At 62.5% G+C, this 23,752-nt stretch carries 19 protein-coding genes and 1 pseudogene; 9 read left to right on the top strand and 11 right to left on the bottom strand.

Going from position 1 to position 23,752, the window contains the following annotated elements:
- The first annotated feature begins 6 nt into the window (after positions 1-6).
- The 3 genes from K6G35_RS23010 (at position 7) to K6G35_RS23020 (ending at position 5,783) form a co-directional block, all read left to right on the top strand.
- Positions 7-3,252: an efflux RND transporter permease subunit gene (locus K6G35_RS23010; protein ID WP_495676373.1), complete on the top strand. Its 3,246-nt coding sequence runs from the start codon at positions 7-9 to the stop codon at positions 3,250-3,252.
- A 1-nt stretch (position 3,253) separates the two neighbouring features.
- Entirely contained in the window at positions 3,254-4,768 is a 1,515-nt protein-coding gene (locus tag K6G35_RS23015) for an efflux transporter outer membrane subunit (RefSeq protein ID WP_495676374.1), read from the top strand.
- 142 nt (positions 4,769-4,910) lie between these two features.
- A complete protein-coding gene (locus K6G35_RS23020) occupies positions 4,911-5,783 on the top strand; it encodes an acid phosphatase (protein ID WP_234819083.1) in 873 nt (290 codons plus the stop codon).
- 48 nt (positions 5,784-5,831) lie between these two features.
- Here K6G35_RS23020 and K6G35_RS23025 read toward each other — a convergent pair whose 3' ends face one another.
- A complete protein-coding gene (locus K6G35_RS23025) occupies positions 5,832-7,256 on the bottom strand; it encodes an aldehyde dehydrogenase family protein (RefSeq protein WP_008645505.1) in 1,425 nt (474 codons plus the stop codon).
- Positions 7,257-7,361: 105 nt separating this feature from the next.
- Here K6G35_RS23025 and K6G35_RS23030 point away from each other — a divergent pair, with 105 nt between their 5' ends.
- On the top strand, positions 7,362-8,282 hold the full coding sequence (locus K6G35_RS23030) for a LysR family transcriptional regulator (RefSeq protein ID WP_035884037.1): 921 nt from the start codon (positions 7,362-7,364) through the stop codon (positions 8,280-8,282).
- 338 nt (positions 8,283-8,620) lie between these two features.
- Here K6G35_RS23030 and K6G35_RS23035 read toward each other — a convergent pair whose 3' ends face one another.
- Positions 8,621-9,259 carry a hydrolase gene (locus tag K6G35_RS23035; RefSeq protein ID WP_186426291.1) on the bottom strand — a complete coding sequence of 213 codons (639 nt, stop codon included), beginning with the start codon at positions 9,257-9,259 and terminating at the stop codon, positions 8,621-8,623.
- A gap of 278 nt (positions 9,260-9,537) precedes the next feature.
- On the opposite strand from K6G35_RS23035, the gene K6G35_RS23040 reads away from it, so the two are divergent.
- The gene (locus K6G35_RS23040) at positions 9,538-9,834 is read left to right on the top strand and encodes a putative quinol monooxygenase (protein WP_008645516.1); all 297 of its coding nucleotides are present in this window, start codon (positions 9,538-9,540) and stop codon (positions 9,832-9,834) included.
- Between the two features lie 536 nt (positions 9,835-10,370).
- Here the strand turns inward: K6G35_RS23040 and K6G35_RS23045 are convergent.
- On the bottom strand, positions 10,371-11,561 hold the full coding sequence (locus tag K6G35_RS23045) for a M20 aminoacylase family protein (protein WP_008645519.1): 1,191 nt from the start codon (positions 11,559-11,561) through the stop codon (positions 10,371-10,373).
- A 2-nt stretch (positions 11,562-11,563) separates the two neighbouring features.
- Entirely contained in the window at positions 11,564-12,550 is a 987-nt protein-coding gene (locus tag K6G35_RS23050; RefSeq protein WP_186426302.1) for a Bug family tripartite tricarboxylate transporter substrate binding protein, read from the bottom strand.
- Between the two features lie 98 nt (positions 12,551-12,648).
- On the opposite strand from K6G35_RS23050, the gene K6G35_RS23055 reads away from it, so the two are divergent.
- A complete protein-coding gene (locus tag K6G35_RS23055; RefSeq protein WP_040011016.1) occupies positions 12,649-13,575 on the top strand; it encodes a LysR substrate-binding domain-containing protein in 927 nt (308 codons plus the stop codon).
- 73 nt (positions 13,576-13,648) lie between these two features.
- On the opposite strand, the gene K6G35_RS23060 is transcribed toward K6G35_RS23055, so the two are convergent.
- The 3 genes from K6G35_RS23060 to K6G35_RS23070 all read right to left on the bottom strand — a co-directional run bounded on the left by K6G35_RS23060 (position 13,649) and on the right by K6G35_RS23070 (position 16,016).
- A complete protein-coding gene (locus K6G35_RS23060) occupies positions 13,649-13,885 on the bottom strand; it encodes a GDCCVxC domain-containing (seleno)protein (RefSeq protein WP_186426290.1) in 237 nt (78 codons plus the stop codon).
- Between the two features lie 154 nt (positions 13,886-14,039).
- Positions 14,040-14,819: a hypothetical protein gene (locus K6G35_RS23065; protein ID WP_495676375.1), complete on the bottom strand. Its 780-nt coding sequence runs from the start codon at positions 14,817-14,819 to the stop codon at positions 14,040-14,042.
- A 279-nt stretch (positions 14,820-15,098) separates the two neighbouring features.
- The gene (locus K6G35_RS23070) at positions 15,099-16,016 is read right to left on the bottom strand and encodes a LysR family transcriptional regulator (RefSeq protein WP_008645527.1); all 918 of its coding nucleotides are present in this window, start codon (positions 16,014-16,016) and stop codon (positions 15,099-15,101) included.
- 139 nt (positions 16,017-16,155) lie between these two features.
- Between K6G35_RS23070 and K6G35_RS23075 the strand changes: the two genes are divergently transcribed.
- The 3 genes from K6G35_RS23075 to K6G35_RS23085 all read left to right on the top strand — a co-directional run bounded on the left by K6G35_RS23075 (position 16,156) and on the right by K6G35_RS23085 (position 19,320).
- Positions 16,156-17,382, top strand: a complete 1,227-nt coding sequence (locus tag K6G35_RS23075) for an FAD-dependent monooxygenase (RefSeq protein ID WP_495676376.1) — start codon at positions 16,156-16,158, stop codon at positions 17,380-17,382.
- A 395-nt stretch (positions 17,383-17,777) separates the two neighbouring features.
- On the top strand, positions 17,778-19,010 hold the full coding sequence (locus tag K6G35_RS23080) for a lysozyme inhibitor LprI family protein (RefSeq protein ID WP_495676377.1): 1,233 nt from the start codon (positions 17,778-17,780) through the stop codon (positions 19,008-19,010).
- A 157-nt stretch (positions 19,011-19,167) separates the two neighbouring features.
- A complete protein-coding gene (locus K6G35_RS23085; protein ID WP_495676378.1) occupies positions 19,168-19,320 on the top strand; it encodes a hypothetical protein in 153 nt (50 codons plus the stop codon).
- 146 nt (positions 19,321-19,466) lie between these two features.
- Here the strand turns inward: K6G35_RS23085 and K6G35_RS23090 are convergent, their stop codons facing one another.
- From K6G35_RS23090 to K6G35_RS23105, 4 genes and pseudogenes are all read right to left on the bottom strand, one after another.
- The gene (locus tag K6G35_RS23090) at positions 19,467-20,267 is read right to left on the bottom strand and encodes a UPF0149 family protein (protein WP_495676379.1); all 801 of its coding nucleotides are present in this window, start codon (positions 20,265-20,267) and stop codon (positions 19,467-19,469) included.
- Positions 20,268-20,483: 216 nt separating this feature from the next.
- A complete protein-coding gene (locus K6G35_RS23095; RefSeq protein ID WP_495676380.1) occupies positions 20,484-21,830 on the bottom strand; it encodes a 2-hydroxycarboxylate transporter family protein in 1,347 nt (448 codons plus the stop codon).
- Positions 21,831-22,386: 556 nt separating this feature from the next.
- A pseudogene (locus K6G35_RS23100) lies at positions 22,387-23,312 on the bottom strand (NADP-dependent oxidoreductase).
- Entirely contained in the window at positions 23,309-23,740 is a 432-nt protein-coding gene (locus K6G35_RS23105) for a nuclear transport factor 2 family protein (protein ID WP_495676381.1), read from the bottom strand. Before K6G35_RS23105 ends, K6G35_RS23100 begins: the two are co-directional and overlap by 4 nt.
- Positions 23,741-23,752: the final 12 nt, after the last annotated feature.

Consider the following 23,752-nt stretch of genomic DNA (forward strand, 5'->3'; position numbering starts at 1 on the left):
TGCGACATGGCAAAGTTCTTCATTGATCGCCCGATCTTTGCCTGGGTGATCGCCATCATCCTGATGCTGGCAGGGGGCGCGTCGATATTCACGCTGCCGGTGGAGCAGTATCCGACCATTGCGCCGCCGGCCATCCAGATCGCCGCGACCTACCCCGGCGCGTCTGCCAAGACGGTGGAGGACACCGTCACGCAGGTCATCGAACAGCAGATGAGCGGACTGGACCATCTGCTGTACTTCTCCTCGACCAGTGACGATTCCGGACAAGCGACGATCACGCTGACGTTCGCGCCCGGCACCAACCCGGACATTGCGCAGGTGCAGGTGCAGAACAAGCTGCAGCTGGCCACGCCGATCCTGCCGCAGGTGGTGCAGCAACTCGGCATCAGCGTCACCAAATCGAGCAGTAGCTTCCTGATCGTACCGGCGTTCTACTCCCAGGACGGGAGCATGAACGCCTATGACCTCGCCAACTACGTTGCCTCGAACATCAAGGACCCGCTGAGTCGCGTCAATGGCGTGGGTACCGTCACGTTGTTTGGCACCCAGTACGCCATGCGCATCTGGCTGGACCCGAACAAGCTCACCAACTTCCAGTTGACTCCGAGCGATGTGACGAGCGCGATTACCTCCCAGAACGTGCAGATAGCGGGTGGTCAGCTCGGCGGCACCCCAGCTGTGCCGGGCCAGTCGTTCCAGGCGACCGTTACCGAATCGACGCTGCTGCGCACGCCAGAGGAGTTCGGCAACATCCTCCTGAAGGTGAACCAGGATGGTTCGCAGGTACGGCTGAAGGACGTGGCACGCGTCGCGCTCGGCGCCGAGAACTACAACGTGGATTCCAGGTACAACGGACATCCGGCCACGGCGCTCGGCATCCAGCTCGCAACCGGTGCGAACGCGCTGCACACCGCGATGGGCGTGCGGCAGAAGATCGAGGAGCTTTCGAAGTACTTCCCTCACGGTCTGGTGGCGGAGTACCCATACGAAACGGCGCCGTTCGTGCGCCTGTCGATCGAGGAAGTCATCAAGACGCTGCTGGAAGGCATCGTGCTGGTGTTCCTTGTGATGTACCTGTTCCTGCAGAACCTGCGGGCGACGCTGATTCCGACGATCGCGGTGCCGGTGGTGCTGCTTGGTACGTTCGCGATCATGGCGGCGGTGGGTTTCTCGATCAACACGCTATCGATGTTCGGGCTTGTGCTCGCCATCGGCCTGCTGGTGGACGACGCGATCGTGGTCGTGGAGAACGTCGAACGGGTGATGGCCGAGGAGGGACTGTCGCCAAAGGAAGCCACCCGCAAGGCGATGGGGCAGATCACCGGCGCGCTGATCGGCGTGGCGCTCGTGCTCTCCGCCGTGTTCGTGCCGGTCGCGTTCTCTGGCGGTTCGGTCGGTGCGATCTACCGCCAGTTCTCGCTGACGATCGTGGCGGCCATGGTGCTGTCTGTCCTGGTGGCGCTGATCCTCACACCTGCCTTGTGCGCGACGATCCTCAAGCCGATCCCGAAAGGCCACCACGAACAGAAGACGGGCTTTTTCGGGTGGTTCAACCGGATGTTCGAGACGAGCCGCGACAAGTACCACAGCGGCGTGTACCACGTGATCAAGCGTTCGGGGCGATGGCTAGTGATCTATCTCGCGGTGATCGCCGCGGTCGGCCTGCTGTACCTGCGTTTGCCGACGTCTTTCCTGCCTGACGAGGACCAGGGCACGATGTTCGTGCTCGTGCAGACGCCGTCGGGTTCGACGCAGGAGATCACGGCGCGTACGCTCGCCAATATCGCGGACTATCTGATGAAGGACGAGAGCAGCATCGTCGAATCGGTGTTCACAGTGGGCGGGTTCAGCTTCGCGGGCAATGGGCAGAATTCGGGTCTCGCGTTCGTCCGGCTGAAGGACTACAAGGAACGCAAGCGTGCCGACCAGAAGGTTCAGGCATTGGTGGGCCGGATGTTCGGACGTTACGCCAGCTACAAGGACGCCATGGTGTTTCCGGTGAATCCGCCGTCGATTCCCGAGCTGGGCACGGCCTCGGGCTTCGACTTCGAACTGCAGGACCGCGCGGGCCTTGGCCACGAGAAACTGATGGAGGCGCGCAACATGCTGCTTGGCATGGCGGCAAAGGACCCGATGCTCGCCCTCGTACGGCCGAACGGCCTGAACGACACGCCGCAGTTCAAGATCAATATCAACCGGGAGAAGGCGAACGCGCTCGGCGTCACGGCATCGGCCGTGGACCAGACGTTCTCGATCGCGTGGGCGTCCGCGTTCGTGAACAACTTCCTCGACACCGATGGCCGGATCAAGAAGGTATATGCGATGGCCGATGCGCCATACCGCATGACGCCAGAGGATCTGCATCTCTGGTACGTGCGCAACAGCACGGGCGGAATGGTGCCGTTCAGCGCGTTCGCGTCGGGGCACTGGGCCTATGGATCGCCGAAGCTCGAACGTTATAACGGCATCTCGTCGATCGAGATTCAGGGCCAGGCTGCTCCAGGTAAGGCCACCGGCCAGGCGATGACGGCCATGGAGAAGATCGCGGCGAAGCTGCCCGACGGGATCGGGTACGAATGGACCGGACTGTCGTTCCAGGAGCGGCAGTCCGGCTCGCAAGCGCCGATCCTGTACGCCATCTCGATCCTCGTGGTGTTTCTGTGCCTTGCTGCGTTGTACGAGAGCTGGTCGATTCCGTTCGCGGTCATCATGGTGGTGCCACTCGGCGTACTTGGTGCACTGCTCGCGGTGACGCTGCGCGGCCTTGAAAACGACGTGTTCTTCCAGGTGGGCCTGCTGACCACGGTCGGCCTCTCCGCGAAGAACGCCATCCTGATCGTCGAGTTCGCCAGGGACCTGCAGGCTGAGGGCAAGATGGGACCGATCGAGGCGGCGCTCGAAGCGTCGCGACTGCGGCTGCGGCCGATCCTCATGACGTCGATGGCGTTTATTCTCGGCGTGACACCGCTTGCGATCAGTAATGGCGCCGGTTCGGCCAGCCAGCACGCGATCGGCACGGGCGTGATCGGCGGCATGATCACGGCCACATTCCTCGCCATTTTCATGATCCCGATGTTCTTCGTCGTGCTTCGCGCGCGCGTGGCCGGGGAGAAGGAAGACCCCGACGTCGCGCTGCAGCACTACGAAGCGCACCACGCGCACGACCACGATGCCGATAACGCTGACAACGGTGGTAGCGGTGGCAGTAACGGCGAAAGCGGCGATAACGGCCCGGGCAAGGAAGGACACTGACATGGACAAGCGAACCGTCTTTGCAGCGGCCGCCGCGCTCCTCGCGGGCTGCACCATGGCGCCGTCCTATCAGCGGCCCGACGCGCCAGTTTCGGAGACCTTTCCGCAGGGCGGTGTCTACGCGGTGCCGCCGGGTGTCGCCACGGGCGACCAGGGCCCTCGCAGTGCCAATGACGCCCCCGCGACCGATATCGGCTGGCGCGACTTCTTCATCGATCCACGCCTGCAGCAGCTCGTCGGGATTGCGCTGAAAAACAACCGCGACCTGCGCGTCTCGGTGCTCAACGTCGATGCTGCCCGAGCGCAATACCAGATCACGCGCGCCGAACTGTTCCCCGCGATCAATGCCGTGGCCACGGACACCCGGTCACGCCTGCCGTCGGAGCTGCAGGTCACGCAGAACAACCCCTACAGCGTGTACAACGTCGGCCTGCAGGCCTCATGGGAAATCGACTTCTGGGGGCGTATCCGCAGTCTGAAGGATCAGGCATTGGCGCAATACCTCTCCACGGCCTATGCGCGCAAGGCGGCGGAGATCTCGCTGGTCTCGCAGGTTGCGGACCAGTACCTGACCCTGCTGTCCGACGATGACCTGCTCAAGGTCACGCAGGACACGCTCAAGACGGCGCAGGACTCGTACAACCTCACAAAGATCCAGTTCGATACCGGTACCGGTACCGAGCTTGACCTGTGGCAGGCGCAGAGTGTGGTGGAGCAAACGAAGGCCAACCTCCAGGCGCAGTTGCGCGCCCGTGCGCAAGCCGTGAATGCGCTCGTCCTGCTGATTGGCGAGCCATTGCCGGAGGACCTGCCGCAAGGCCTGCCGCTCGATGGCCAGGCCCTGCTGGCCGATATTCCGGCGGGGCTCCCGTCGGACCTGCTTACCCGGCGCCCGGACATCATGCAGGCCGAGGAGTCCCTGCTTGCGGCGAACGCGAATATCGGCGCGGCGCGAGCGGCATTCTTCCCGAAGATTTCGCTCACTGCCGCATTCGGTACCGAGAGCCTTTCGCTTGGCGGGCTGTTCAAGGCGGGCTCGACGGCATCGAGCTTCGTCCCCCAGATCACGTTGCCGATCTTCGAAGGCGGAGCGAATATCGCGAACCTGCAACTGGCGAACGTCGAGAAGCGCATTGAGATCGCCAGCTATGAGAAGTCGATCCAGTCGGCGTTCCGCGAGGTCGCCGACGGGCTGGCTGCACGCGGCACGTACGATCAGCAGATCGCCGCGCTGGAGCGCAACACCTTTGCGAACCAGCGCACGCTCACGCTTTCCGAACTGCGCTACCGGACGGGCGTGGACAGCTTCCTGCCAGTGCTCACGGCGCAAACCAACCTCTACACATCGCGGCAGACGCTGATCAACGCGCGGCTTGCGCGGCTGACCAACCTCGTCGATCTATACCGCGCGCTGGGAGGCGGCTGGATCGAGCGTGCGGGCGAGACGCCGCGTCCGGCGGATGCACCGGTTGACTACGGCGCATCGGGCACGGTCGGGTTGACATCGCCGCAGTGAAGGATGGGCGAGGGGGCGGAGAAGGATCGGCTCGTGGGCGGTTGAGTGGGTGAAAGTTCGATACGACTTGGGGTCGTGCCCGATTCTCGAATGTCTGCGCCAGCGGTAGCCTGCCGGTACACCCACACATGAAACTATCCCAATGTCCGACCGTTCCCTGATTTCACCGCGCCCCGCACGCCTTGCGGTGCTGGCCCTGACGATCTCCGCCGCGGCCGGGCTGCTTGCCGGCTGCGCCGCCAATCCGTCCGCCCAGTCGGCCACGTCGGCCAAGGTACCGGAGCTGCGTCCCGGCATTCCCGCCGGCTACCTGGCCCCGGAAGCGCGGCCCGATAGCCTGGCGCTGGTGCCACCGCCGCCGGCGGCCGAATCGGCGGCCTTCGCGCTGGACAAGGACACCGCAAGGCTGGCTCAGACCCAGTGGGCCAAGCCGGGGTCGGCACGCTGGAAGCAGGCGCAACTCGACGCGGACCTCAGCTTCCCGGCAGCGGCAGGCACGTTTTCCTGCGCGCTGAACGCGCCCGTCAGCGAGGCGCAGACGCCGCGCCTGTACATGCTGCTGCGGCGGACGCTGGTCGATGCGGGCCTGGCGACCTACCGCGCGAAGGATCGCTACAACCGCACGCGTCCGTTCGTCGCCACTCACACGCCGTCCTGTACGCCCGGCGAGGAAGCCAAGCTGGCCAAGGACGGTTCATATCCGTCCGGTCATAGCGCGGCGGGCTGGGCGTGGGCGCTGGTGCTGACCGAGGTCGCCCCCGATCGCGCTGACGCCATCCTGGCACGCGGCCGTGCCTTCGGACAAAGCCGCATTGCCTGCAACGTGCACTGGCAGAGCGACGTCAATGAAGGCCGCATGGTGGCGGCGGCCACGGTGGCGCGTATGCATGCCGATCCGGTATTCGAGGCCGATCTGGCCGCAGCGCGCGACGAATTGGCCAAGGTGCGTGCCCAGGGTCTGCCGCCGGTGCGGGACTGTGCCGCGGAAGCCGCGGCACTGACGACGACCCCGTGAGGCATCGGCCGACAGGTACCGGCGCCGATTGGCGCCGGGCTGTCGGGCTCAGCTTGCGTTCGTCATCAACGTCTTCGGCTCCAGATACGCGCTGATACCCCATCGGCCCATTTCGCGCCCGAGCCCGGAATGCTTGAAGCCTCCGAACGGTGCGCGCGGCTCGTGCGCCAGGGTGTTGACGAGCACGCGGCCGGAATCGATCTGGCGTGCCACCCGTTCGCAGGTTTCCGGGTTCTTGCCCAATACCAGGGCGCTCAGGCCATAGCGCGTGTCGTTGGCAATGGCAATCGCCTCGGCTTCGTCGTCATAGGGGATGATGGTCAGCACGGGGCCGAAGATCTCCTCGCGAGCAATGCGCATCTGATTGTTGGCATGCGTGAAGATCGTGGGCTTCACGAACCATCCCGTGTTCATGCCTTCGGGCCGGCCTTCACCACCTGCCAGTAGCGTCGCGCCTTCCTGTTGCCCAAGACGGATGTAGTCCTGCACCCGTTCCCACTGTTTCCGGCTGACCATCGGGCCGATGTCGGTGTCGGCATCGCGCGGGTCGCCGGAGCGAATTTGCGAGATGGCTGCCTTCGCGGCCTGCTCGAACTCGGTCAGTCGGCTGCGTGGCACAAGAATGCGCGTGCCCGCGATGCAAGCCTGACCGCTGTTGAGGAAGCCGGCCTGTAGCGCCAGCGGCATGATGGCGGCAAAGTCCGCATCGTCCAGCACCACCGTGGGCGACTTGCCACCCAGTTCCAGCGTCACGCGCTTCATCGTGGCCGCTCCTGCGACCACGAGGTGCTGGCCAACCGCAGACGAGCCCGTGAACGAGATCTTGGCGACGCCAGGGTTGCGCGCAATCTCCTCACCGACGACGTCGCCCCGGCCATTGACGATGTTGAACACGCCCGGGGGCAGGCCGGCTTCATGCAACGCCTCGATCACGACCTGCGTCTGCATCGCGCTCATTTCGCTGGGCTTGATGACGGCGGTGCAACCGGCCGCCAGTGCGGTGGCCAGCTTGTTGCAGATAAACCCTGCATCACTGTTCCACGGCGTAATCAGACCCGCGACGCCTACGGGTGTATGGATTACCTTGGCAGCGCCCGCTTGCTCTTCGAACACGAACGACTCCAGCGCCTCTATCGCCTGGGCAATGACGTCGGCCGGGTATGTCGCCATCCAGCGCCCGCGCACCAGCGGCGCGCCATATTCAACCTGGATGGCTTCCATCAGTTCGTCTTCACGTGCCGCGATGGCTTTGTGCATGCGCCGCAGCGCGGCGATGCGCTCTGCGCGCGTGGTGCGTGACCAGGCGGGGAATGCGGCCTGCGCTGCCGCGATGGCGCGCTGCGCGTCCTCTGCGTCGCCCAGCCGCACCTGGCCGATGACGGCCTCGGTGCTCGGGTTGTAGAGGTCGAACCATTCCTGGCCATGTGGCGTGACGAATTCTCCGTTGATGTAGATGTGTTCGATGCGTTGCATGGTGAATTCCTTTCGGGTGGGATGTGCAACGCAGTCTAGGAATGATTTATTGTTCTGATAAGCCGTCTCACGGGTGATGATGCATCCCGATATTCAGGACAATCCATGCACAGAACAGGAATGACCGAGCTGGAAGTGGTGCTTGCCGTCGCACGCCGCAATAGCTTCCGGGGCGCGGCGCAGGAGTTGGGCATGTCCACCACGGCCGTGAGCAGCGCCGTGGCGGGGCTGGAGACCCGCCTGCGGGTGCGATTATTCAATCGCTCGACGCGCAGCGTGGCCCTGACTGACGCGGGCCAACGATATGTGGAGCGCATTGCTCCCGCGCTGGCGGAAATCAAGAGCGCCGGCGAGGAAGCTGGTACCGGCCCAGACGTGCCAAGCGGCACGCTGCGTATCAACGCACCGCAGAGCGTGGCTTCCCTGCTGCTCGAACCGCTCTTCAACGTGTATGCGCAGCGTTATCCGGAGGTGAGGATCGACATCGTGAGCGAGTCGCGCCTGATCGACGTGGTGGCCGAAGGGTTCGACGCCGGGATCCGGCTGGCCGAATCCGTTCCGCAGGACATGATCGCCGTGCCGCTCTCGCGCGATGTGCGGATGCTCGTGGTGGCAACGCCCGAATACCTGAAGCGTCACGGCACGCCCAGGCATCCGCGCGATCTCCTCAAGCACCAGAGCATCGGCATGCGCATGTCCCACGGCGGCATCTATCACTGGGAACTGGAGCGCAAGGGCGAGAAACTGCAGATGGATCTGCCGGTGCGCTTTGCGCTCAACGAGTTGGGGGCCATCAAGCAGGCGGTGCTGCTGGGGCTCGGCATCGGCTTTCTCTCCGAATGGTTTATCGAGGAAGCATTGCAGAGCGGCGCGCTGGTGCCAGTGCTGGTGCCATGGTGCCCGTCGTTTGGCGGCCTGCGGCTTTATTACTCCGGCCATCGCTTCGTACCCGCGCGATTGCGCGCGTTGATCAGCCTGGCCCAGGAGTTGCGGCTGGCGGAGGCGCCGCGATCCGATCGTCGCTGACTGTCGCGTTTGGCAGTGCCGATGACCGGTTCACTTCCGCTAACCACGCCTTGGCTGAGTGCTTGTTTCCGTGTACCCGCTTACTGCGAGACGTGACAGTGGCCAACGGCGTTCGAGCGGTTGCAAGGGCTGCTTCCTGGGGTACAGCCGCCATTCGCCTTCCGAGTTTGTAAAGCGCTCGCGATAAGGTTCGATTATCTAATGGGCTGCGGCCGCGGCGACCGTGGCGCCGCGACAATCCGTATTCGATGCTTTGCGACCGAAGGCCGATCGCCCACGCCACACGCACGGACGCGGGCGCGGGAAGAAATGCGGGCCGGGGCAAGCCGGCCCACGCATCAATCGCGGTCGTAGGAGAACTGGATGCCGGCCGTGCCACCCGTCTGAATGAATAGGTCTATGAAGGCCGGAACAGTTGCCGAGCGCGACCAGTCGCGCTGCAGTTCGCAGAACAGTTGCGCAACGCTGATCATCTTGCCACCGGCCTGCTCGATCCGGCGCAGCGCGGCTTCGTGGGCGGCAACGGAGGTGCCGCCCACGGCATCGACCACGACGTAGACCTCATAGCCTTCCTTGAGCGCGTCGAGCGCCGGGAAGGTCAGGCAGGCTTCGGTCCACAGCGCGGTCATGATCAGCTTCTTGCGCCCAGTGGCCTTCACCGCCGCGCGGAACTCCACGTCTTCCCAGGAGTTGATCGAGGTGCGGTCATAGGTCGGGAAGTCGCCCAGCACCTTCTGCAGTTGCGGAATCGGCGGCTTGTTCAGGCCGGTCTTCACATTCACAGTGGAGTGGACGATCGGCACTTTGTAGGCCACCGCGGCACGGGAGGCGCCGACGATGTTATTGACCAGCAACTGGCGGTCCATGGAAGCAATGGAGTTCACCTGGACCGGTTGGTAGTCGATGATCACGAAGGCTGCGTTCTGCGGAGTCAGCAGGTGGTCGTTGGCGGGGTCCCGAATGGGTTCGCTGGCCATGGTTATCTCCAGAGCAAAGGGTGGGTTGCCGCTACTCTGCGCATCGCGCAGGCGACACATGTAGCCTGCACGACGCCATCCTGAAGGCTTGCAACAGAGGTAGGCATCGGTTGCATCACGCGCCGAACCAGGCGGTACCGGTGCGTTGCGATAACCTGCAGCATAGGCGATGCTTCGGGGGTGGGACAGAGCGATCTGCGGTGCTGGAATGTCCTTGCGTGCGCAGTGCGTTTGACTAGTGGTGCAGACACTACTGTCTGATGCGAGGGAAGCGAATAATGGACGATTTTTATGTGCTGGCGGTCCTGTATGCCAAGCCAGGACGCGAAGCCGAACTGCGGGAGAAACTGCGCGCAGTGGTAGAGCCGTCGCGTTGCGATGCGGGCAACTTACGCTACGAGCTGTTCGAGCAGAAGGATGATCCGCGCCGCTTCGTCTTCGTCGAGCACTGGGAAAACCCGGCCGCGCAGGAAGCGCATCACACGCAGAGCGAGCACATCCGCCGCTTCCAGGAAGACGGCAGCGATGCGGTGGAGCGCGTGGAGCTGTTCTACAGGATGACGCTGGTGTCCTGAGAAATTGGCGATAGAACGATTACTATTGCGCCTCCAGCGGACTGGACGTGGTGGGATTGTGGCGGGCCCGTCTATGAAGACCCGGTCAGTCGATATGCGAACAGAATTGGGAGAGCTTGGAAGCAAGAGGGGGCGGCTTGCCACGGTTCCGGTGGGCACTCCTGACCCGCCTGAACCCGATCCCAGGTAAGAATGCACGCTGCGTGTAAGGGCCGTTCCGGCTCCGACGCGCACCGCTCTCATCCGAGCATCGTTGACAATGCGTCACCGGCGTCCCCCCCAGCCTTGTATATTGCCGCTTGTTGTATGAGGCTACCTGCTTCACCGTCAGCGCCGTGTTGGGGTAGTTCGCGACGACCCGTTAGCCGGAAGTCGCCGACGCTCGAATTCCCGCGATGAAGCGCGAGTCAGTGACCGAAGTTGGCCGCGGACGGACGGCCGCTGAGAAGCCGAGGCCGCCTCTTCCCGACCCATGCGAGCTGTTCGATTGCCCCTCTTCGCCGCCACACATACTGCTTTCGTTTTTCGGGCTGCGCTCAGGCCAGGAACGTCTCTGTCAGTCGGCACCAGTACGCTGCACCCAACGCCAGGTTGCGGTCATTGAAGTCGTAGCGCGGGTTGTGCAAGCCGCGCCCGCCGTCAGATGGGCCGTTGCCAATACGGACGAGCGCCCCCGGGCATTCCTGCAGCATGTAGGCGAAGTCCTCGCTACCCATCATCTTCGGATAGTCGTGGTCCACGTCCGCTGGGCCAACAAGTGCCATGGCAACTTCCCCCGCCAAGGCAACTGCGTCGGCGGCGTTGTCGACTACCGGGTAGCCTTCCACATAGCGGATTTCAGCTTTCGCGCCATACGATTCGGCAGTCATGTGGACCAGCGTGGTGATGCGGTCCTTCAGTAGTGCGCGCACCTCCGGACTGAACGAGCGCACGCTGATCCCGATCTCGGCTTCGCCCGGAATGACATTCAGTGCGTCTCCCGCACGTAGCCGGCCAACCGTGAGTACTGCCGACTCGTTGGGGGGGACGTTGCGGGAGACTACGGTCTGGAGTGCCATCACGATGGCAGCCGCTGCCACAAGCGGATCGACCGCCAGATGAGGGCGCGCGGCGTGGCCCCCCAGGCCGATGACCTTGATGAACACCCGATCGCCCGCGGCGAGAAACGGTCCCGGACGCATCAGGAACCGGCCTTGGGGTGCGCCGGGATGGTTGTGCATGGCAAACACCATGTCGCAAGGAAAGCGATCGAACAAACCATCCGCCACCATGGCCTTGGCGCCGCTGTCGAACCCGCGCTCCTCTGCAGGCTGAAAGATCAGGTTCAACGTACCGGAGAAGTTCCGCGTGGCCGCAAGGTGCTTTGCCGCGCCAAGCAGCATCGCGGTGTGGCCATCGTGTCCACACGCATGCATGAGGCCGGGCCGGATGCTGGCGTAGGGAAGCCCGGTGTCTTCCTGGATAGGCAGGGCATCCATGTCGGCGCGCAGACCAAGACACTTGTCACCGTTTCCCACGCGCAACTGGCCAACCAGTCCCGTCTTTCCGATGCCGCGCGTTACGTGGTATCCCCATTCCTGCAACTTCCCGGCAACCAGATCCGCAGTGTCGTGCTCCTCAAAGGCCAGCTCCGGATGCCGGTGGATGTGTTGCCGCAGCGCGGCAAGCTCGTCGTGCAGGGGGAGCAGGTCGGGAAGCGCTGTAACTGCCTTGGAATCGATGGCCATCGTCAATCCAAAGTGATGTGGTTGTCTTTGGCGATGCGCTGGTAGAACTTGATGCGCTGTTCCGTTTCCCTGGTATAGGCTTCCGGCGTAATGTCCTCGGGCACGATCATGCCCTTCGCAGTCCAGATGGACCGAGTCGAAGGCTCCGCGAGAATCTTGCGTACCGCGAGGTAGAGCTGTTGAACAATCGCATGCGGTGTCCCTGCCGGGGCGGCAAGGCCGGTCCATGATGTCTCATTCAGGTCAGGCAGCTTGAGTTCGGCAAAGGTTGGCACATCCGGCAGTTGCGGCACGCGCGCCGGTGCCGCCACGGCCAGCGCACGCAACTTGCCTTGCAGGATGTGGTCGAGGTTGGAGGACAGATTGTTCCAGGTCAGCTGCACCGACCCGCCCAGCAGGTCGGTCAAAGCTGTTCCGGCGCCCCGATAGGGCACATGCGTCATCGGGATACCCGCCTGGGTCTTGAGAAGCTCCATGCTGACGTGTGACACCGAACCCGTCCCGGCACTTGCATAGTTCAGCGCGGAGGGATTGGCCCGCGCGTACTTGACCAGATCGGCGAAGTTGCGAATCGGCAGCGATGCATTGCACAGCAGCACGTTTGACAGTCGGCTGATGAGCGTGATATTCGAGAAGCCCTTCACGGCGTCATAGGGCAGCTTGGGGTTCATCGCCGGATTCACGACATGCGTGCTCTGCGAGGTGACGATGAGGGTGTAGCCGTCCGGCTGCGCTTTCGCTACATACGTCGAACCGATGGCGCCCCCGGCGCCGGGCCGGTTGTCGATTACCACAGGCTGGCCAATCGCTCTGCCCAACCTCTCGGCGATCAGGCGGCCGGACACGTCAACCGAGCCACCCGGGGAGAACGGCACAACCAGAGTGATCGGGCGTGTGGGATATTTGTCGGCGGCAAAGGCGGGCAGTTCCAGGCCGCCAAGGCTGCCAAGGGCGGTTGCTTTGAGAAAGGTGCGACGATTGATGGACATTGCCGGCGTGCGAGTTAGCGTTGCCCGAAGGTTAAGCAGACGCAGATCCGCAAGCAAACGACAAAACCATTGAGCACGATAACAAAATGTAATGACCCATGAAAATTCGCTCTCCTTCACTGGTGGAACTGCATGCCTTTCTGGCGGTGAGTCGCCTGCGCAGCTTCCGCCTGGCGGCCGAGGAGCTTTGCGTCACCCAGGCGGCTGTCAGCAGAGCAGTGCAACGTCTGGAGCAGCACCTCGGTGATTGCCAGTTGTTCGAGCGATCATCGCAGGGTGTGGCGCTGACCGAAGAAGGCCGCCAATTGCGCAAATTGACGGAGCGCCATGTGCTGGCCCTCGAGGCTGCGGCGACCAGGCTTCAGGGGCCACGCGCTGACGGAAAGCTGCGGCTGAGCGTGATTCCCACGCTCGGTACTCAATGGCTGCTTCCCCGCCTCGCGCGCTTCAGGGAGGCGCACCCGGATGTGGACGTCGAAATGCGGCAATTTCGCCATGACGAAGACTTCAGCCGCGATGACATCGACGTCTGGATTGAGGTGAAGCGCCCCAAGCGACGGTGGCCGGCCAGAATGCAAGTGAAATACCTACTCGGACGCGAACTCGTTCCGGTCTGCGCGCCATCATTGCTTTCGCGCCTGAAGCGTCCCGGAGACTTGCTTCAAGAGGCGCTGCTCCACCATACGAATTTCCCGGAAAACTGGGCGCTCTGGGCCAAGGCGGCCGGACTCGGGGTCGCACCCAAGCTGGGCCCAGGCTACGACCTGAGCATCAATCTGATCTTTGCGGCGAAGGCCGGACTGGGTATCGCGCTAACACAACCCTGCCTGATCGAACGCGAGCTGGAAGCCGGTGAACTGGTGATGCCTTTTGATTTGCGAGTCGACACCGGGCGCGGCTATTTCACCTGTGTCGACGCACAGCGGCCACGGAGCGCCGCGCAGAATGCATTTCTGGACTGGATTCTGGCCGAGGCTCGCCAAAGCGAACCGACTGGCGCTTTCGTATCGGGGCAACAGGGCTGACGGGGGAGGGCAGTACGAGCTGGCGAAAAGGCTGAACGAAGACGGGTTGATCGATCTTCCGGAAAGCGGGCGCTCAACGTTTGGCTGGAGTAGCGGAATCCGCGCAGCAAGCACGTGATTCCTGACTGGGCGGGCACTTGGCCGAGCCATACGAACAGAAGACACAACAGTCGCCAGACTTCGGGGAAAGCAAGGCCTTGCACTTCGTGCATTCATAGAAGTAGAGGCAGGCGTCTGTCGGCATCACTTCGACCGACATGAACCCGCAATGTGGACAGGTCAACGCGGACTCAAGCATGGTCGTCGTCATTTTCATTGCCTTCATGCACAGAAAAGAGGTGTGAATCGTCAACAGTTTGAATGCAGTGACGAATGTCGCCCCATGGCCGAACTCCGCCCTCGGCTCACGTTCACAGGGCCGCCGTACGACATTGCCGAAAGCCGACGTTGATCCGTTGCCACAATTACATCGGCGGTGTGAGCCCGTCCTTGCCGAAATTGATACGCGACGCTTGTAGCGTCCCATCAGGCAGCCGTTTTGCAGCGCTGATGAAAATGTGCATCCCAGGCTTGAGCTCGCTCTTGTCACTCGGCACGAAGGTCACGATTGGCACATTCGCTGGCACGATTATTTTCTTCTCGCCATCCTTGTACTTCACGCTCAAGACGCGTCCGTCGACCTCGGCTACGGTCTGCTCGATGTGGACGACAGTGGCGTTGGTCATGGTGCTCTGCGGCCGAAGGTCCCACGGATAGTGTCCTTCGCCGGTCCCACGCATGGTCTCGGGAAAGATGAGCACCTCGATTGCCCTCTGGCTCCCATCTGCCTGCGGCATCCCGGCGACCCCAACGAATGAGCCCTGTTTGATGTCAGAAATCGAGGCTTTCACAACGGCAACGACTGAGGCGTTGTCGGCCAACAAGATCTTCAACTCGGCACCCTCACGCGACTTGACTACAACGGTCTGACCCTCGGCATGCTCAATAGTGCCTCGCACGCGAACGGTGTCTTGTGCGTACGCCAGCGATGCCGCGAAGAAGAGGACAAAGCCCGCTACCTGCAGCAGTCGTATGACCGTGCCTTGTGAAACTGCGTGGCGCCACCGGATGCGTGCATCGATCCCGTGAGTACCAATCAACGCATTGCTGCGAAATCGGAAGCCGATTTGCGCTGGCGGAACGACACTGTTCATACGCACCGTGTCACCTGGTTGCGAAAGCCACGAAAAGGTCTGCATCACCATCCCCGGCAATTGCGAAGGAGTCGCCTAGAGAAGCTAAAGCGTAAACCCAAAGGGCGTATTTGGAGTGATTTGATTCAACATGAATCTTGGAATGGGAGGTAGCACCCCGCCATGGATCTTCAAGAGCACACCGCGTTTCGAGCGGCTTGCTAGCCTGCAAGATGGTTGTCCGGATCTGGCCGGTCTCGGCCCTCCGCCTATCCAGGCATAGGCTTTCTGGCGCAGAAGGCGGCTACCGCCCCATTGCAGACATTCGGCGATTCAGATGCATCGCGCATTTCACCTCGCGAGGTTGCCCAGTTCGCCTAACCTCATCTGAATCAATTCCAGTAATGCCCGCACACGCGCTGTTACGGAATGCCGGTGGCTGTAGGCACCAAGCAATTGCAACGGCGCAGGACACAGGTCCAGTGTCACCTCTTGCAATCGGCCAGCGGCAAGATCTTCCTGGCATGGGTAAGCCGCCACAATCGCGAAACCGATGCCCTGCCGTGCGCCCGCCACGGCCAGTTCTCCGCTGTTGACGCGGTAGCGGCTACGGACCGGCACCTTGACGATTTCGCCCGCCGCGTCCTGAAACTGCCAGGGCTGGCCCTTCAGTGCGCTGAGGGTGGTGATGCAGGGCAGAGATTTCAGCTCTCGCACATAGCGTGGCATTCCAGTCTTGGCCAGCAAGGAGGGAGCTGCGACCACGATGCTGGGCAGTGTGGCGAGTTCGCGGGTGATGAAGGCACTGTCCTCCTGATGACCCCGATGGAAGACGATGGAAAGGTCGACGTCCTCTCGAAGCACTTCCAGTCCGGTCATCCGCGTATCGCATTCCAGCTCGATGCCGGGATGGAGGCTACAGAATTCGGCCAGGATGGGAGCCAGCAGCCTTGGCGCTTCGCCGGGCATGCACATCTTCAGAGGGCCGCGCAATTCGCGCTGTACCACGCCAAGCTCTTCCTCCGTGGAGAGCAAGGTGTCGAGCAAGGGCTTTGCGCGTTCGTAGAGCAGCCGGCCGGCTTCCGTCATGCGCAGATGGCGGGTACTTCTCTCCAGCAGGCGTACGCCGAGTCTGCGCTCCAGTGCTGCGACGTGGCGGCTGACATTCGACGAGGGCATGGCCAACAGGCGTGATGCGCCAGCAAAGCTCTGCTCATCGACGACTGCCGCGTAGACACGGACAGTATTCAGATCAAGTGCATCGCGCATTGATTATCCCGTTTGAGGTATGAAATCTACCCATTTTCACATGCTAGTTCTCGCTGCCGGTGGAATCTAAGATGCCATTTTTGTCCGATGCATCACCCTTGGCCGTGCATCAGGACCGTTTGAGAAGGAGAGCTTCACCGTGGAAATTGGAATACTTGGCGGCGGCATTGCGGGTCTGAGCGTGGCGCTGGCCTTGCACCAGCAGGGGTACCGCCCCCGCGTCTATGAGCGCCGGGCGGCGCCTGCGACCATGGGAGCTGGCGTGACGCTCTGGCCCAATGCTGGCTTTGTGCTGCAAGAGCTGGGACTGCTGCGAGACATTGAGGCTGTTGGTGGCCGGCCTGTGATGGCGCATCGCTACGATGCGGCAGGCAACGCTCTGGGAGGCGTCGATATTGCGCTGCTGGATCGGACGATGGGGTATCCGACCCAAACGGTGCTGCGACGGGACTTGCAGGCTGTGTTGCTGAAACATGCGGCGCGGGCAGGTATCCCGGTGGAGTTCGGACACCGGGCGGCGGCCATCGATCTGGATGCCCATGGCAAGGCTGTGGCCCATTTTGAGAACGGCGTGAGCATCCGTCCGGACTTGCTCATCGGCGCCGACGGCCGTATGGATTCGGTGGCGCGCAAATTTGTTGCGGGTGACAACACGCCGATCTACCAGGGCTTCGTGAACTGGATCGGCGTGGCGCAAGGACAAAGTGCGCTGGTCGACGATATCGCGATTCAGGACTTCTGGGGGGCGGGCACGCGCTTCGGATGCGTGGCAATCCGGACCGATTTGCTCTACTGGGCAGCGGCGCAGACGCGGCCATTACCTGGGGAAACCTCCACCTCAGGAATTCGCAAGGAGATTGAGGATCTATTCGCCGGATGGCCCGAGCCTGTCGCCCGCATCATTCGGGCTACGCCTGCGCATGCCATCCGGCTGATTGCTGTGCATGACCTGGAGCCACTGCATACATGGAGTCGGGCCAATGTGTTGTTGATTGGAGATGCAGCACATGCGCCTTTGCCGACATCGGGGCAAGGTGCCTGCCAGGCACTGGAAGATGCTTGGCATCTAGCTCGGTGCCTGGAGGGCGCAAGCGGCAGTCTGGACGAAGTCTTCCAGCAATTCACAAAGATCCGCAGTCCCAAGACAACCAGGCTGGCCGAACAGGGACGGATCTTTGCGCGCGCCCTGTTTGCGATGGACCCGGAAACCTGTCGCATCCGCAACGAGCGGGCCAAGGCATCCAATCCTGTCCGTGATGTGCAGATATTGGCTGAGGGATGGGCGCAAGGATTACCCATGCCTCGCTATGCAGGCGGCATGCCTGTGGATGGCGTCGGCGTCAGCAGTCTGTACGCTCCTGAATAAGCTTGCCAGACTAAACAACGGTTGGAGTCCCCCGTAGTGAGACTCCTCACGGTGAACTGTTGACCTGTGTCTTTTACACGAGAAGAACCAGATGGCCTTTAACCTGCCAGCAAGACGGTTAGTGCGCATCATCCCCAATTCAAATGTCATGAATATAGAACTGCCAAAAGCACCGCTCAATGTCCGCTCATTCACCGCGTATTCGAGTCGCTTTCGCCATGGAGGCCAGTTAGCGCAATTCAACCAAGCGATAAAACAACAAGCGCTGAAAATCAGTCCTCATCTCTCAAGGAACAGTTGCGTGCAGCCGTGGGCTGGATATGATTCCCGGCGGATGTTTGACATCCGCAGCACGTTGCCGACATCGCGCTGCAAACTTATTATTCCGGGTCCAAATGAACAAGAAGATGCTGTACCCCTTTGTCGCGGTTCTGGCAGTCACCGGCCTCGCCGGCTGTGGCAAGGACGTTCCGAGTTGTGGCGACGTTGAGGCCACGAAGCTGTCCAGCGAAATTCTCACGGAGTTGGTGACCAAGGACACCGGCGCACTTGCCGATCAGATCAAACAGCGCATTCACTTCACGATCGAACAACCCGTGGTGGTCGCTCACGATGAAAAGCTCAAGAGCTACTCGTGCAAAGGTGTGGCGAACTACCAGGTGTCAGACACTACGATCAACGCCCTCCAGCGCAGTCAATCCGACCCCGCCTATCAGACCGAACTCTGGAAGAACTGGCGGAAACTGATGGGCACGTATTCCGTCATGGACGTCATGGCCATGGTCAAGGAAGCGAGCGACGAGGGTGCCAGCCCCGAGCATAGGGCCGCCGCCCGTGCGGACCTCGCACAAGCCCTCAATCTTCCGGCGAGTGCCTCCGATCGAGATATCCTCGGCGCCAGCATGGTGTTTGCGGCTGCGAAGAAGGACGAAGAGATCAAGAAGAACGCTACCCTTATTGAACAGGGCATGTCGTTAATGGACCCGAACACCAAGAAGGTACCGTTCGACATCACCTATACGATCGCGAAGATCGACGGCAAGGACGGCCAGTTCCAGGTGGAAGTCCAGACGGAGAAGCCACGCTTCATTGACGCGATCCAGACCATCGAGGTCTTGCTTTCAGCCGCCGAATATACGCAGAAGGCTGCATCGAGTGCGGCGACTGGCACGGCGGCAGCGCAGGCCGCATCGCCCGCCGCACCCGATGCGTCTGCTCAGGCCGCAGCAACGCCCACACCGGCAAGCGCCCAGACGGCGGCGCCCGTAGCAGAAAAGTCGCCGGCCGACTCGGCTCCGGCTTCACAGCCTCTCCCCCAGGTGTCGAGCGAAACCGCGCCACAGGCCAGCGGGCAGCAGGAGGCAGCGAATGCCATCATCGAAGCGAGCTTCGACTGCGCCAAGGCGAGCACGAAGATCGAGAAGCTGATCTGCTCCACCCCCGAGACCGCTGCAGCCGACAAGCGCCTCGGCGCCGCATTTGCTGCCGCCAGACAGAAGGCAGCAGACCCGCAGCAACTCAAAGCCCAGCAGATGGACTGGATCAAGCAGCAACGTAATGTTTGCAGCGATGCGGCATGCGTGCTCAAGGTGACGGACGACCGCGTCCAGCAGTTGTCACGGTCATAGTCTGCGGCGGCGTCGCCCCGTCCTCATGAGGCGTGAAACCGGCCGCGAGCAAGTCGTCGGCCGGCCACTGGTCGCTCGACGTTGGACGGCGGCGACCAGCCACCCTCATGCGACTCGCCTGAGCAATTCGGGCAGACAATTGGCAAATTCTGGCTGAATGGCACTGATCGGCCTGGTGATGGCCGGGTTGCCGGCCGGCACCGCATGGGAAATTCATCTGCGGTGCGGCGCCAACGAATGGATGGCGCCATGCACGAAAGAGTTCGTGGCGCCCAACGACACGCTTTTACGGCGCAACAGCATTTGGTGAGCGGCGAGTCTACTGCGAAAGCCGGCTGCCTTGCCCCTAAGTCACCCGGCTGAGAGCGATGCGTGCCTCATCAGCGATGGCACGCCGGCACGCCAGTCGAAAAACAAGGTACAAGCAGCTATAAGCTGCGAGAAAGCGCTTTTCCCTTATCTGCCGTGGCACTTCTTGAATTTCTTGCCGCTGCCGCAAGGGCACAGGTCGTTGCGGCCGGGCTGGTCGCCCCTCACCACGGCCTCCACGCGCGGACCCAGGCTCTTCCAGATCTGGCGCAGGTCGTAGACCGCCCAGATCGCCTCGCCGAAGGTTTCCACGCGCGCCTGGCTGGTGCTGGGCGGGCCATCCTCGCTGTACATGCAGACCTCGGGCTGGCCAGTGTCGTCCTCGGTCAGGGCGACGATGCTGTCGAGCGCGTCGTCCAGCCACTGGGCGGCCTCCTTGTCGCGCGGGGCGGCCCAGTCCTCGGGCCAGTTCTCCACCGCGAACATGAAGCCCAGCGCCCACACCTGGCCAAACGACGGGATTTCCCGCCCATCCATCTCGGCGCGCTCTTCCTGGGGCAGGCTCAAGATGGCGCCGCGGATGTCCATGACCTCGGGATGGAAGGTGCGTTCGTCCTCCAGCGTCTCCACGGGCTGGTCGAGCTGGTGCTCCACCTCGTTCCACCGGCGCTGCCACAGCTCCATAAAGCGGGTCTGCTGGGCCGCTTCATGGAACGCGGGCAGCAACGGCAGCGGGCTGTCCTCGGCTACATCGAGCGCCGCGCCGTCGCCCAGCAGCATGGGCAAGTAGTCGGCAGCGGGGATGCGGCGGCGCGTGCAGACCAAGGCCGTGAGAAAGCCATCGCAGAACTCCCATTGCGGGATTTCCTCAGCGCGCTGACGCAGGTTGTCCAGCAGATCGTCAAGCTCTTGGAGTTCGTCGGGTGTCAGGGCGGTGGCTTCGGTCATGGAGCGGGTTCTCTCGGTGCGGGGTAGGGATGCGCCGGACGCATCGCCGCGAAGTATAGCGCCGCTCCTTTGCAGATGTGCGTCGTGCGATTTGCAAGGCCGTGCCGTTTCGGCACCGCGCGCCAAGCCGGGTGAATCCCCGCGGCCGTTCGCCGGAGCGGCGGCCGCTCCCGAGTGGCTCCTGTTGGCCGGAAAGGGACCACAGTCGCGTCCTTCTTACTGCATCCGGGCGAGCACGATCAACACCACCGTGACCGTCACGGCGCCGCCAATGCGGGTTGCAATCTGCGCGAAAGGCATCAGCGTCATCCGGTTGGCGGCGGTAAGAATCGCCACGTCCCCGGTTCCTCCCTGGCCACTGTGGCAGGCAGTTACGATGGCGGTGTCGATCGGGTACATCTTCATCCAGGTGCCCACCAAGGCGCCAACGGCCATCAGCGTTGCCACGGTGGCGACGATGGTGATGATCGTCGGCAGGTTGAATGCGGCGATCAGTTTGTCCCAAGGTGTCAACGACACGCCGATCGCGAACAGCAACGGGTAGGTGACCGCCGTCGAGAAGAACTTGTACACCACAAATGCACCCTCCTGCAGTGGTGGTGACACGGCCTGCGTCAGCTTGAGCAGTACCGCGATGAAGAGCATGGCCACCGGCGCCGGCAGACCGAAGAGGCGATGGCACATGATCCCGACCACATAGAGCGTCAGCGCCGTTACGCCCGCCGCAGCGATGTGGTCCACATCGACGTGCCCGGTGATTTCCTTCTGGTTCGCGTCCAGCTCATCGTGCTCGCCGGGTTGCAGACGGCCCTCGCCGGTATAGGCGGGGTAGCGTTTGCCCAGGTAGTTCAGCGTGCCGGACAGGATGATCGCGGTAAGACTGCCAAGCATCACGGGCGGCAGTACCGTCGCGAACAAGAGGCCCTGGTCCTGGTGAAGGATCTCGCTGTACCCGATGGAGAGCGGAATCGCCCCCTCGCCGACGCCGCCGGCCATGATGGGCACGACGATATAGAAGAAAGTGTGCGAGGTACCGAGGCCGAGCGCGGTGCCGACAAGCGTGCCGACCGCGCCCGCCGCGATGGAACCCGCGGCCAGCGGCACGAATATCTTCAGGAAGCCCTTGATCAGCACATGGCGATCCATGCCAAGAATGCTGCCGACGATGATGCAGGCGATGAAGAGGTAGAGAAAATTCGATGCCTTGGTAAAGTCTGCTGTGACTTTGACCACCTGCTCGGGCAAGAGCTTGTAGTACACCAGCGCCGATGGCACGAAGGTGGCGAAGATGGCCGCCGCGCCGATGGCGCGGATAAGAGGGATGCGCTTGCCGATCTCCGCGAGCGTGAAGCCGCAGAATGCAAACAGGACTATGACCAGCGAGATCTCGTTGGCAAGCTTGTGGATGGAGATCAGTACAGCGAGCAGCACGGCGGCCAGGATATAGACCGGCAGCGGGAAGATGCCGATGCGAATTTCCATCACGCGCCACCAGCCATGAGGCCAGAATCTTTCGTTCTGAGGGGCTTCGTTGGGTTGCGTAACGACCGGTTCGGCTTCCATGGCTGACGTTCTCCGGAGGCGAGGGGCGGGCGCAGCGCAGGCAGGCAGTTCAGACCGCCTGTTGGGGTCGACAGCGTCCGGTTTGCTGTCCATCTTGGTAGCCGATGTAGTCAAAGTCAAACTGCCTGCCGGGCAGGACCGCAGTCATGATCGCGGCGCGTCTATTCTGGGCCGGAGGTCCGCTCGCAGCGAAAATGCGGCGTGACGGGCGCTTTATACCCCGATGCATCCAACGGTCGTGTCCATCCTGTCAGCGGCACGCGGGAGGCGTGTGAATCGAGAGTCGCGTCATCAAACACAAAAAAAAGCGGGCGCCGCCGGGGGAGGATCGGGCTTGCATGTTGCTGTGCGCGGAGCCGGGACGCCGACCATAGAAGTCTGCGGGAAGAGCGATACTCGGAATTCGGGATTTCTTATTCCATGTTGCACGCACGCTATGGTCTGGCGCCTCCGAAGAAATGCCCGGGCCTCGGTCGAAGTCCTGTCGAGGAAGTACGCGACATGCGAGAGTCGTTCGTGCTCTCGCCGGCGGTTCGTTTCGGCACTTAGTCACTTGCTACGCAGCCATATCCAGAATCACTTTCCCCCGTACATGGCGCCCATGCTCCTTGCAAGGGCGTGGCTTGCTTCTGGAAGGGAGAAGACCGAATCGATGTGGATGCGCAGATCGCCCGATGCATGGAGCGCGCCCAATGCGGCAAGCTGCGGTCCATCCGAGCGGGTCGCAAAGTGTTTGCCAGTTGCCTGTGCTTCATTGGCGCGCTCGGTGTCCGGCTTGCTCACGGTGGAGACCAGAATGCCGCCGCGCTTCAGCACCGACCATGACCGCGCCTGCGTGGTGCCGCCAACAAGGTCGAGCACCAGATCGACATCAGAGACCTGCTTCGCGAAATCCGTCGCATGATAGTCGATGACCTCCGCGGCGCCGAGGCTCTGCACGTACTCGCGATTGCCGGCCGAAGCCGTGCCGATGACGTGCGCCCCCGCAAGCTTCGCGAGTTGTACCGCTGCACTGCCTACCCCACCGGCTGCCGCGTGAATCAGAACGCTTTGGCCTTTGCGTAGCTCACCATGCTCATGCAGCGCCTGCCACGCGGTCAATGTGGCGGCCGGAGTCGCCGCCGCGTCTGTAAAGCTCAGCCGTGCCGGTTTGCGAGCCAGACGCGCCGGGTCCACCACGATGCGGCTTGCGTAGGCCCCCACGATGCCGATGAAGCCCATCACCTCGTCGCCCGGCGCCAGCGTGCTCACGTTGCGTCCGACCGCCAGCACTGTGCCGGCGGCGTCGACGCCTGGGGTGAATGGCAAGGGAAGAGGGATGAACGCTTTCATTGCGCCACTGACGATCTTCCAGTCGATCGGATTGACCGCTGCGGCGGCGACATCGATCAGGACTTCGTCGTCGCCGGGTACAGGATCGTCCAGCGATGCCAAGGTCATTGCATCAAGACCGCCGTAGGCGGCAACTCGTATGGCTTTCATCGGATGCTCCTTGAAGGAATGCCTGCAATGGGGGCGTCGAGCGCCAGTGCAGCCTGAACGGGGTCGAAATACTCGCGCAGATGAGATATGCGCCCGTCACGAGCGGTCAGGAAGACGACATACTCCTGGCGGTAGGTACGTCCGGTTGACGGAATCAACCCTTCGGCACGTACACGTGCCACGGCATGGTGCGGGTCCGCGGTGGGAGTGACGACGGCGTCGAAAAAGCGGAAGTCCTTGACCGCGCCGATGAACCAAGCCGCGTGCTCGATCACCGCTTCGCGTCCCTCGAGCCGCAGCGGATGCCCGAGGCTCGGCGCATAGGGCAGGTCCCACACAACGTCATCGGCAATTAGCCCTTGCCACTGCTGGTTGTCGTCGACCAGCCACCGGAGGTGAAGCTGCAACAGCTCTGAGGCGATGCTCATGATGGGTTCCCC

The organism is Cupriavidus sp. HY129 (genome assembly GCF_059492215.1).

Coding starts and splice junctions, on each gene's coding strand:
- K6G35_RS23010 (WP_495676373.1), top strand. CDS start 7: ATGGCAAAGTTCTTCATTGATCGCCCGATCTTTGCCTGGGTGATCGCC.
- K6G35_RS23015 (WP_495676374.1), top strand. CDS start 3,254: ATGGACAAGCGAACCGTCTTTGCAGCGGCCGCCGCGCTCCTCGCGGGC.
- K6G35_RS23020 (WP_234819083.1), top strand. CDS start 4,911: ATGTCCGACCGTTCCCTGATTTCACCGCGCCCCGCACGCCTTGCGGTG.
- K6G35_RS23025 (WP_008645505.1), bottom strand. CDS start 7,256: ATGCAACGCATCGAACACATCTACATCAACGGAGAATTCGTCACGCCA.
- K6G35_RS23030 (WP_035884037.1), top strand. CDS start 7,362: ATGCACAGAACAGGAATGACCGAGCTGGAAGTGGTGCTTGCCGTCGCA.
- K6G35_RS23035 (WP_186426291.1), bottom strand. CDS start 9,259: ATGGCCAGCGAACCCATTCGGGACCCCGCCAACGACCACCTGCTGACT.
- K6G35_RS23040 (WP_008645516.1), top strand. CDS start 9,538: ATGGACGATTTTTATGTGCTGGCGGTCCTGTATGCCAAGCCAGGACGC.
- K6G35_RS23045 (WP_008645519.1), bottom strand. CDS start 11,561: ATGGCCATCGATTCCAAGGCAGTTACAGCGCTTCCCGACCTGCTCCCC.
- K6G35_RS23050 (WP_186426302.1), bottom strand. CDS start 12,550: ATGTCCATCAATCGTCGCACCTTTCTCAAAGCAACCGCCCTTGGCAGC.
- K6G35_RS23055 (WP_040011016.1), top strand. CDS start 12,649: ATGAAAATTCGCTCTCCTTCACTGGTGGAACTGCATGCCTTTCTGGCG.
- K6G35_RS23060 (WP_186426290.1), bottom strand. CDS start 13,885: ATGACGACGACCATGCTTGAGTCCGCGTTGACCTGTCCACATTGCGGG.
- K6G35_RS23065 (WP_495676375.1), bottom strand. CDS start 14,819: ATGGTGATGCAGACCTTTTCGTGGCTTTCGCAACCAGGTGACACGGTG.
- K6G35_RS23070 (WP_008645527.1), bottom strand. CDS start 16,016: ATGCGCGATGCACTTGATCTGAATACTGTCCGTGTCTACGCGGCAGTC.
- K6G35_RS23080 (WP_495676377.1), top strand. CDS start 17,778: ATGAACAAGAAGATGCTGTACCCCTTTGTCGCGGTTCTGGCAGTCACC.
- K6G35_RS23085 (WP_495676378.1), top strand. CDS start 19,168: ATGGCACTGATCGGCCTGGTGATGGCCGGGTTGCCGGCCGGCACCGCA.
- K6G35_RS23090 (WP_495676379.1), bottom strand. CDS start 20,267: ATGACCGAAGCCACCGCCCTGACACCCGACGAACTCCAAGAGCTTGAC.
- K6G35_RS23095 (WP_495676380.1), bottom strand. CDS start 21,830: ATGGAAGCCGAACCGGTCGTTACGCAACCCAACGAAGCCCCTCAGAAC.
- K6G35_RS23105 (WP_495676381.1), bottom strand. CDS start 23,740: ATGAGCATCGCCTCAGAGCTGTTGCAGCTTCACCTCCGGTGGCTGGTC.